Genomic DNA, 393 nt, shown 5'->3' with positions numbered 1-393 from the left:
CGCCCAACGCGGCGCAGAAAATCATGTACCTGTCCGGCGGCAATCAGCAGAAGGCGATTCTCGGTCGCTGGCTGTCGATGCCGATGAAAGTCCTGCTGCTCGATGAGCCTACACGCGGCATCGACATCGGCGCCAAAGCCGAGATCTACCAGATCATCCACAACCTGGCCGCCAGCGGTATTGCGGTGATTGTGGTGTCCAGCGACCTGATGGAAGTCATGGGTATTTCCGACCGCATCCTGGTGCTCTGCGAAGGCACGATGCGCGGCGAACTGACCCGCGAACACGCCAATGAATCCAACCTGCTGCAACTGGCTTTGCCACGCCAACGCGCTGCCGACGTGGCGAACTGAGAGGTGACTATGACCATCCAAAACAACGCTCTGCCAACCC

At 59.5% G+C, this 393-nt stretch carries 1 pseudogene; it reads left to right on the top strand.

The features are described 5' to 3' along the window. A pseudogene (gene araG, locus AC1DLB_RS32295) lies at positions 1-353 on the top strand (L-arabinose ABC transporter ATP-binding protein AraG); the annotation flags it as partial. Positions 354-393 lie beyond the last annotated feature (40 nt).

The sequence above is a fragment of the Pseudomonas sp. 05N434 genome, assembly GCF_056396965.1.
This window is presented reverse-complemented; position numbering and strand designations above follow the sequence as displayed.